The following is an 8,750-nucleotide window of genomic DNA, read 5'->3' as shown; positions in this document are numbered from 1 at the left end:
TTTTAACAAACAAATCCCTTAAAGAGCAAACAACACCCCAAGCTACAACTCTCTCACAATAAAAACTTTGTGTCATCACGACCTCTGCGTTTAGACTATTTTTAACTGACTATAGGGAGCTAAATACGCTCCAAAAAAATCTCTTTTTGTAAATCTTATGATGGCAATTTATTACAAAAACTTAACGGACCATTGTTAATAAACTGAGTAGTGTCTGTCCATAAAGTACCATTTGCTGTGTTACGCTCGTCCGAAAATTACTCATTTACGATGAGTAAACTCCGTATTTTCGGACTTCGCAGGCCTTGTAAATGACACTTTCTTAACAGACACATGATAAGTAGGAAGCTTTTCCTACTTTATAGACAGGCACTAAGTATCATCCATAATCCCGAACTGCAAATAACAAAATTTTCACTTAAAGATAGAAAAAAGCACTATTATCCGGCAAAAATGTATTTGACTTTTTTGCGCTAAAGCTCCCTAAGAGTTCGGGACAGGTTGCGCTGGCTTTTACTTTTTTGTTCACGAGATAAAAATTATAAGGCCTCCACGATTTACGCTTTGCTCCAATTCTACATCAAAAAACAACCGGCCATTGTATTAAAACAAATGACCGGCTGTCCACTCATCCACTAAACCCAAACCTTAAACTAAGATAAAATGTCATTCAGGCACTCAAATACCTGCTTGAAGATAATAAAAAAAGTCAAACCGCATAACTACCTTCACGATCCCTCAACATATCCTGTAATTTTTTCCTTGTAAAGAAAATCCTGCTCTTTACTGTGCCGATGGGCAGATCCAGTTCTTCTGCAATTTCTTTATACTTATATCCATCGGTATGCATCCTGAAAGGAATACGAAATTCATCACCCAGTTGTTCAATATACTTATTCATTTCGGTCACAGAATGAACCATTTCAGGTGTTTCGGATGCAAAATTTTTCCGGAACGCATGTTTAAAGGCATCGTCAGAACCGTCAAAAGTGTTTCTCGTCTTCTGATTACGACGATAGTTATTGATAAAGGTGTTCTTCATAATGGTGAACACCCACGCCTTAAAGTTTGTATTTGCAACAAACTGATTCCGATAAGTCAACGCTTTAAGTATTGTTTCCTGCAACAAATCATGAGCGTCTTCATCATTTGAAGTCAGACTGAGGGCAAAATACAAGAGCTTGTCTTGCAGCCCCAACAAGCGATTGTTGAATTGAATTGATGTCATGGTGTATTGGTTTTTGTTTGTTTTCTGTCTAACAAAAATACGAAAAAAATAAAACGCTTCCAAATAATCCAACAATCAATTTTCAACCCTATTTAGTCTCATTCTAAATAAAAATTCACACTACAACCTCATTATCTGGAATTTATATTTTAAATTATCATGAATTTCTAAATTACATCAAGAAAAAAGAAATGTCAATAGTGTTTAATGTTAAACAAGAAAAATGCGCTACAATATAAGAAAAGAAAACGCAATTTAGAATTATTTCAAATTATTATCAGGCCGATCAGGTGCCCTTAAGTCCTTTTCTTCAACCGGTGTTTGTTCAAAAATATCGGATTTATCTCTCTTTTTAAAAGAAAACCATTTGTCGAGAACAGCCTTTACCCATGTACCTTTGATGATTGCATAAGAGATGGCAAGTGAGATCAGCATTACTGCAAGACTGTAAAGCTCTCTTACGTGATATTCCGAAAAATCCCACACAATAACCTTCCTGGCAATTGCAATCATGGCAACCAGCAAAACAATTTCCACATGCACCATTTCTTCTTCCAGAAAAGCCTTAACGGTATCAAGTAATTCAATACCAATTAAGATAACGAGGAAAAGTCCGAACAGCGATTGCAGTCTGTCAGCAGTGAAAAAATCATTTGGGTCGGATACTGCTCCGGCCACAACTGTCAGAATAATATTAACGGTGCTGACCAGAAGTATCAGCGACATAATGAAAAGCAATAAAAAAACAATTGCCTTTTGGAGAATTCTTACATATTTAAGCATATTTCCGGTTTTTTGTGGCAGGCGATTAAGTATTAATTAGTCTCTGTCCATAAAGTGCCATTTACTGTGTTACGCTCGTCCGAAAATTACTCATTTACGATGAGTAAACTCCGTATTTTCGGACTTCGCAAGCCTTGTAAATGACACTTTATGAACAGACACATGATAAGTAGGAAACTTTTTCTACTTTATAGACAGGCACTAATTAGTGTCTGTCCATAAAGTCAATATCAGTTAAAAAAAGCCTAAACGCAGAGACGCAATGACGCAAAGTCTTTATTATAATTATATAAGAGTTGTGGTTTGTGTCATCAGTTGCGTAAATAATTAATTATCAGACATATGTAAAAATCTAACCAACTATTGTAAAGTCATATTCGCTGCGTTACGTTTGCAACTGGCACTTTCTGAACAGACACACTTATTTATTGTAAAAATTTTTTCGGGTTTACAGACACGCACTAATTACCGCAAACAATTGCTAAATTTGGGATCAGACAAAAATTATTTATATGCCACCATTTCATTCGAAAATTGCCAGCATTGTTTTCGAATGGTGTCATCCCGACACCACTTCTCCACCCGATCTTCCCCATGATCCCGTGTTGGCATCGCAACTTTTCGATTTTGCTGCCCGCAACGGGGTTGCCCCCTGGTTTTATTTTCAATTAAACAAAAAATCGGACAAAGGAGTTCATTTATCGAGGGAAATAGAAAACAAATTCAGGATGCAATATCTCCAAACCCTGGTTATGAACCAACAAAAATGGAAGGTTTTCGGAGATATGAATTTTTTGGCACAACAACATGGCATAAAAATAATACCGCTAAAAGGAACAGCACTTGCATTTACGCTATATTCCCAGGAATCTCTGCGCCCTATGGGGGACATCGACATTCTCCTGGCGGAGCATCAGATCGAACAGTTTAAAGAAATCATGTACCGAAACGGAGCGCAACAGCTTTATGCGCCTATTTCAAAACTCCACGCCAAAGTGAATGCACATATTCCGGCTATCCGATGGCAAAATATTATGATAGAGCCTCATCAACGCCTGTTTGGGCTGGGCAATCCTTTAAATCCCGACAGTGTCGATCTTTTTACGCGCACAACCCACCCGCCCAACCAACCTGAAATACTGATATTCGATGACATCATGCAGACGTATCACCTGGCTGCCCATACCTTTAAAGGGTATCAGATGGGAGGAATGCGCCTGGGATGGTTGCTCGACATCGCCCTTGTGCTAAAAAGGAATGTATCAGACCCGGCATTTATTAACAAAGTTATTGCAATAAATCCCCGTTCCAAGAAACAAATTGAATCGGCCATATATTGGAGTTCACTCCTCTTAGAAGATTTTCCATGGCACCTTCATCCACCGATTCCGTTTCCCGATGAAGCAATTTTTCATAAAGAAGTAGATACTGAAAAGAAACACAAGTTCATTGTACTACATGAAATATCAAGACTCCCTGGGGTACACAAAAAAATATTGATGCTCTTCAGAGAGTTTTTTCCTGAAAAAGCATACATGGATCACCAATACGGCCGGCATCGGGGATTTTCATTATTGAAACTTTACCTCAGGCGAATATCAGGGCTCTGAGCCAGAAAGCGAATAATTCTTTCACAGCCGTCGCAAAGATTATTTGTAGCCAGCCTGAGATTCCTGAGAAACTCATCATGGGTAGGTTTTCCCGAGTCCACCAAATCGGTTACAGCTTTTATACAAAAAACAGGTACTTCGTGCAAAAGGGCAACCCAGGCAACAGCTGCGGCCTCCATATCCTTAATCTCCCCACCCAAACGTCGAATGTTCTTTTCATCTTCTTGCGGCATATCAAGGGAACTTCCTGTAGTCACGATGCCATATTTAAATCCCAACGTTCGCAATTGCCCTGTATCCCAAACGGGAAAGTGACCTTCGCTTTGATGATCCCATCCGGGAATCGGTACACGATGATCATGAAAAACAACGCGGTCACGACTTAGATAAACGTCCCCGACCCGGGCCCCATTTTCTTCAAAAGCACCTGCCGTTCCTGCGTTAATTAAAAGTTGGGGCTGAAATTCCTTTACAGCCTGAAATGTGGCCAAAGCGGCTGCTTCGCAACCGATCAGATCAAGTCCGGTGTCTTTATTTTTCCCGTTTGTAACCAGTGTCAGATTTATTCCCTGCCACTTACCTTTCCAGGCTCGCATTGGTAATTTAGGAGAAAATGCAGCCTCTTCGGTAAGCCCGAATTTATCGATTAGAGGCATTGCCTCGGCCTCCATAGCAATAATAAATGTAATATTCTCTATCATAGCCAATTAATGTTAATCAAAATTAATAGTCAGCTGAACCTCGTTCGGGCGGTTTTTTTCTTCAAAATTGGAAATGGAAATTCCCAAAAGGCGAACCGGTTTTTGAGGGTCGGCAATTTTTAATAAGTCCCTAACCGCAGCGTGCAGCTCTTTCTGGTTTTTCAACGGACTCAAAAAAGTCTGAGAACGGGTAATCTGTTCGAAGTCGTTATATTTAACCTTGAGAGTAATTGTTTTGCCAAAAACATTGTGCTTCTTTAACCGTTTCCATAATCCCTCTTCCAAATCAGCTAATTCAGTTAACATCTCATCAGTAGTATCAATATCCTTCAGGAAAGTATTTTCGATGCCGACCGATTTTCTCTCGCGATGCGGAACAACCGGACGATCATCAATACCATTGGCGATCTGGTGAAAAAAGATTCCTGCTTTTCCGAAATTTCTTGTCAACATTGACAAATCAGAATTCCGAATATCTTGCCCGGTAAACAATTGAAGATCATGCATCTTCCGGGTTGTGCTCGGTCCCACGCCATAAAACTGCTCTACCGGCAAGTTGCCGATAAAATCCAGAACGTCTTCAGGCTTAATAACAAACAATCCGTCAGGTTTATCCTGATCGGAAGCTATTTTTGCCAAAAACTTGTTTATACTAATACCTGCAGAGGCAGTAAGTCCCGTAGTTTCGAAAATACGACGCTTAATGTCACGGGCAATCAATGTTGCCGAGGGCATTCCCATTTTATTGGTAGTGACATCCAAAAAAGCTTCATCGATGGATAATGGCTCAACCAGGTCGGTATAATCACGAAAAATATCCATAATGGTGGCAGAAACCGCTCTGTAAACATCGAACCGCGACTTGACAAAAATAAGCCCGGGACATTTTCTTGCGGCAATTCGGGATGGCATGGCCGATCGAACACCGTATTTACGCGCTTCATAACTGGCAGCAGCAACCACCCCACGATCGGTATTTCCTCCGACAGCAACCGGTTTTCCACGCAAAGAAGGATCATCCCGTTGCTCAATGGAGGCAAAAAAAGCGTCCATATCTATATGGATAATTTTACGCAACATGTTGCAATTTTAGCTATTTTTTATGGCGGGACATAAAGTTAGATATGATTATCTTTGCATCAAACAGGCATTCGAATGAACAAAAAATTTCCAGGGGTAATATTAAAGACTTCAGAAGACGGATCATCAACCCTTTACCGACCGGACATTGAGGAACATTATCATTCGATCCACGGCGCCATTCAGGAATCGATGCATGTCTTTATCAATGCGGGGCTGAAGCATCATCCGGCAAAACAATTAAACATCCTCGAAGTAGGATTTGGAACCGGTCTTAATGCATTACTTACCCTGATAAATATAAGAAACCATAAAATCTATTACCATACTGTTGAAAAGTATCCTCTTCCTGTAGAGTTGGTTTCAAAAATAAACCATCCGGAGCTTATTCAACACGCAAATACAAAAGCATATTTCGAGCAGTTACACAAAGCTCCGTGGAATTCTATAGCCGAAATAACCCCTGAGTTCACCCTTTATAAGGAAAAAACAGACCTGACATCTTTTCAGCCAAACACAAAATTTGATCTTGTCTATTTCGATGCCTTCGCTCCGGACAAACAACCCAAACTATGGGAACCGGAAATTTTCAATACTATTTCAGCCACCATGAATACCGGAGCAATTCTTACAACATACAGCGCCAAGGGGAGTGTGAAAAGGGCTATGCAAAATGCGGGTTTAATCATTGAAAAAATTCCAGGCCCTCCGGGAAAAAGAGAAATGCTCAGGGCTTTTAAAAAATAATTGAACCCACAACAAATTTTCCATCGGGACAAAAAGTAGTTTGTCCATATTTTTTCCTATTTTCACGCGCATTTAACGTGCTTTTATTTTAGCTGAGGATACTTGTATAAATTGATATTTAAGCATCTCATAACAAAAACTGAAGGCAGTTTAAAAACATTGTATCAACAAAATTTATTTTTTATCATGAAAAAAAAGCAACCGGGAGTAATCCTGATAACAGCACTGATTATTCTAACAAGCTGTAATCGTGTTCCGCACACAGGAGAAGTCAAACTCGAAAACCAACTCGACAGTTTAAGTTATGCGTTGGGATTTTACGAAGCTACCAACTGGAAACAACATTTTGAACAACTGCCATTTGATACCATCGACTATAAACATGTTGCAATGGCCTTTAAAAATTCCGAACTGGTTGATAACTATATCGATTTTCGAAAAAACCAACTGGACACCATCGACATAGAGATGTTTAAAAAAGGCTTTTTCAATGAATTAGCATACGGTAAATCTTATTTTACGGATATGACAGCTGACATTTACATCCGTAAAATTTTCAGGCAGGTTAAGGAGAAAAAAGACAGCCTTAAAGATGCAGAAGGCCAGGAAAACCTGAATAAAGGACTGGCCTTTTTAGAGGAGAATGCTCAACAAGATGGTGTTGTAACACTTGAGAGCGGACTTCAGTACAAGGTCATAAAAGAAGGCAGCGGCCAGAAACCCAAAAAAACGACAGAGTAAAATGTACTTACCACGGAACTTTGATTGACGGTACCATTTTCGACAGTACGATAGAGCGGGGAGACACAGCAACCTTCAGGGTAAACCGTGTTATAAAAGGTTGGCAGGAAGCACTTACAATGATGCCCGAAGGGTCAAAATGGAGATTGTTTATTCCATCGGATATCGCGTATGGACCAAACGGTGCCGGAGACAAAATCGGCCCCAACGAAACTCTTGTCTTCGATATCGAATTGATTGAAATCCTTGACGAATAGAAATTTTGCCGATGAAACGGGCATGATTATTAGTTTTTAGTCAATAGTTTTTAGTCAATAGTTTTTAGTCAATAGTTTTTAGTCAGTAGTTATTAGTCAGTAGTCAGGGTTTCGGGTTTCGGGTTTTGAGTTTCGGGCTTTGAGTTTTAAGTTAGCGGGCTTTTGTTGAGCCGTACGGCCCTACCTCTTTACTTTCCCCGCCGTCTATCTCTGTGTTCCTCTGTGTTCTCTGTGGTGAATTTTCAGCCTCAGCCTCAACCTTAACCTCAGCCACGAATTCTTGCAAGCAAGCGACAGAGCCGGGCGTCACGAATTTCACGAATTTTGGCCGCACCTAAGGTGTGTCTTAACGGCTTCGCCGTTTTAAAAAGCTGTGAAACAGATTTTTAATTCGTGTCATTCGTGGTTCATGTGAAACAAAATGGGGTTAGCCATTTTTAAAGATACAATTGAAAGAAAAATCATTTCTATGAACCATTTTTGTGATGAACCATTTATAAAAATGGCCACGCCATTTGTTGTTTGACAACCGCGAATTTTACGAATTTAGCGAATTATTATCGCATCTTTGGTGCGAATTTAAAAGATTATGCCGTTTAACAAAAGCTGTCCTGCTGCTTGCTTGCAAAAGTTCAAAAGTAATTACGTAGCAATTAGCTAATCCGACAAATTTATGACCTGAGCTTTTTGTTTTTTGGTTCTGGCTCTGCCAGGTTAGGGTAATGAATTTTAATAAAAAAAGAGTGAAACTGCCATTTCAGACAGCCCCACTCCTTTCACACACAACTAATAAAACCTATATAAAAACAGTCGCAATATAAATAAATCTGAGTATTTTATGCAAAAATAATACTAAAAATTGCCTGTTTAATATCATCGCTCGGGTAATCCTTCATTTACCGCTATTAAAATCTGACATTTTTTTGGCAGCAATAATCAGTTGATTCTCGAAATAGTCACGAGTTTTAAATCCTTCATCCTGATATTCCCAACCGCTAAAAAAACAATACTCTGAAGGGTTTTCTTTATTCAGACTCAGAGCGATCATGTGGGTTTCCACTATCCCGTCGCCTTCGTCGGACGATTTCCACGTTTCAATAAACTGATTATCCGGAATAAGGACAGCCATTCCGAGGTTCTCTCCAAGATAGGCCTGATTTCCGTGTGAAGCCACAATTTTATATCCGCTTTCTTCCAAATCGAATGATTCCTTTTGTTCCATATTGACAATACCAGTTACGAGCTCTTCATCACCGCGGAGACCATCAACAAATACTTTGCTCCTGTAAAATAAGTCGCCCGCATAGATGGAGATGCGATGGGTAACATCATACCTCCTTCCGGAAACAGGAACACCCTCGTATTTCAGTTCAAACATAGCTCTGACAGGTCCTTCGGTAATGAAGTTGTAAGTTCCTCGTTCGCATTCACCAACTCTGCTTACTTCATCGCCAACACAAATACCAATGGCACCTGCCCCGAGAGAATTTCCAACCTTCAGGATGTCCATTCCCCAACTGTCCATGGAGTGATAATCCTGACCACGGATACCAGCTGAATCAAGTACCATTTCGGTGGTTTTTTCCCATAAATATCAATTCCG

At 39.7% G+C, this 8,750-nt stretch carries 9 protein-coding genes; 4 read left to right on the top strand and 5 right to left on the bottom strand.

Annotation, left to right across the window (positions count from 1 at the left end):
• Positions 1-709: 709 nt before the first annotated feature.
• Together OQ5_RS0102770 and OQ5_RS0102765 are read right to left on the bottom strand one after the other, a co-directional pair.
• The gene (locus OQ5_RS0102770) at positions 710-1,228 is read right to left on the bottom strand and encodes an RNA polymerase sigma factor (protein WP_026055079.1); all 519 of its coding nucleotides are present in this window, start codon (positions 1,226-1,228) and stop codon (positions 710-712) included.
• A gap of 261 nt (positions 1,229-1,489) precedes the next feature.
• On the bottom strand, positions 1,490-2,011 hold the full coding sequence (locus OQ5_RS0102765) for a phosphate-starvation-inducible PsiE family protein (RefSeq protein WP_016776030.1): 522 nt from the start codon (positions 2,009-2,011) through the stop codon (positions 1,490-1,492).
• Between the two features lie 512 nt (positions 2,012-2,523).
• On the opposite strand from OQ5_RS0102765, the gene OQ5_RS0102760 reads away from it, so the two are divergent.
• On the top strand, positions 2,524-3,621 hold the full coding sequence (locus OQ5_RS0102760; RefSeq protein WP_016776029.1) for a nucleotidyltransferase family protein: 1,098 nt from the start codon (positions 2,524-2,526) through the stop codon (positions 3,619-3,621).
• Here OQ5_RS0102760 and OQ5_RS0102755 read toward each other — a convergent pair.
• Both OQ5_RS0102755 and dinB read right to left on the bottom strand, forming a co-directional pair.
• A complete protein-coding gene (locus OQ5_RS0102755) occupies positions 3,594-4,322 on the bottom strand; it encodes a phosphorylase family protein (RefSeq protein ID WP_016776028.1) in 729 nt (242 codons plus the stop codon). The two genes, OQ5_RS0102760 and OQ5_RS0102755, sit on opposite strands and share 28 nt — an antisense overlap.
• A 12-nt stretch (positions 4,323-4,334) precedes the next feature.
• On the bottom strand, positions 4,335-5,402 hold the full coding sequence (gene dinB / locus OQ5_RS0102750) for a DNA polymerase IV (protein ID WP_016776027.1): 1,068 nt from the start codon (positions 5,400-5,402) through the stop codon (positions 4,335-4,337).
• Between the two features lie 75 nt (positions 5,403-5,477).
• On the opposite strand from dinB, the gene mnmD reads away from it, so the two are divergent.
• From mnmD to OQ5_RS24110, 3 genes are all read left to right on the top strand, one after another.
• Entirely contained in the window at positions 5,478-6,149 is a 672-nt protein-coding gene (gene mnmD / locus OQ5_RS0102745) for a tRNA (5-methylaminomethyl-2-thiouridine)(34)-methyltransferase MnmD (RefSeq protein WP_016776026.1), read from the top strand.
• A 186-nt stretch (positions 6,150-6,335) separates the two neighbouring features.
• On the top strand, positions 6,336-6,890 hold the full coding sequence (locus tag OQ5_RS20040; RefSeq protein WP_016776025.1) for an FKBP-type peptidyl-prolyl cis-trans isomerase N-terminal domain-containing protein: 555 nt from the start codon (positions 6,336-6,338) through the stop codon (positions 6,888-6,890).
• Between the two features lie 20 nt (positions 6,891-6,910).
• Entirely contained in the window at positions 6,911-7,147 is a 237-nt protein-coding gene (locus tag OQ5_RS24110) for an FKBP-type peptidyl-prolyl cis-trans isomerase (RefSeq protein WP_016776024.1), read from the top strand.
• 892 nt (positions 7,148-8,039) lie between these two features.
• Here OQ5_RS24110 and OQ5_RS0102725 read toward each other — a convergent pair.
• Entirely contained in the window at positions 8,040-8,717 is a 678-nt protein-coding gene (locus OQ5_RS0102725; RefSeq protein ID WP_016776021.1) for a DUF4861 family protein, read from the bottom strand.
• Positions 8,718-8,750 lie beyond the last annotated feature (33 nt).

It is taken from the genome of Anaerophaga thermohalophila str. Valhall (assembly GCF_000250735.1).
Taxonomy (GTDB): domain Bacteria; phylum Bacteroidota; class Bacteroidia; order Bacteroidales; family Marinilabiliaceae; genus Anaerophaga; species Anaerophaga thermohalophila_A.
Note: the sequence above shows the minus strand (reverse complement) of the source record. Positions and strands in the feature narration are given on the sequence as shown.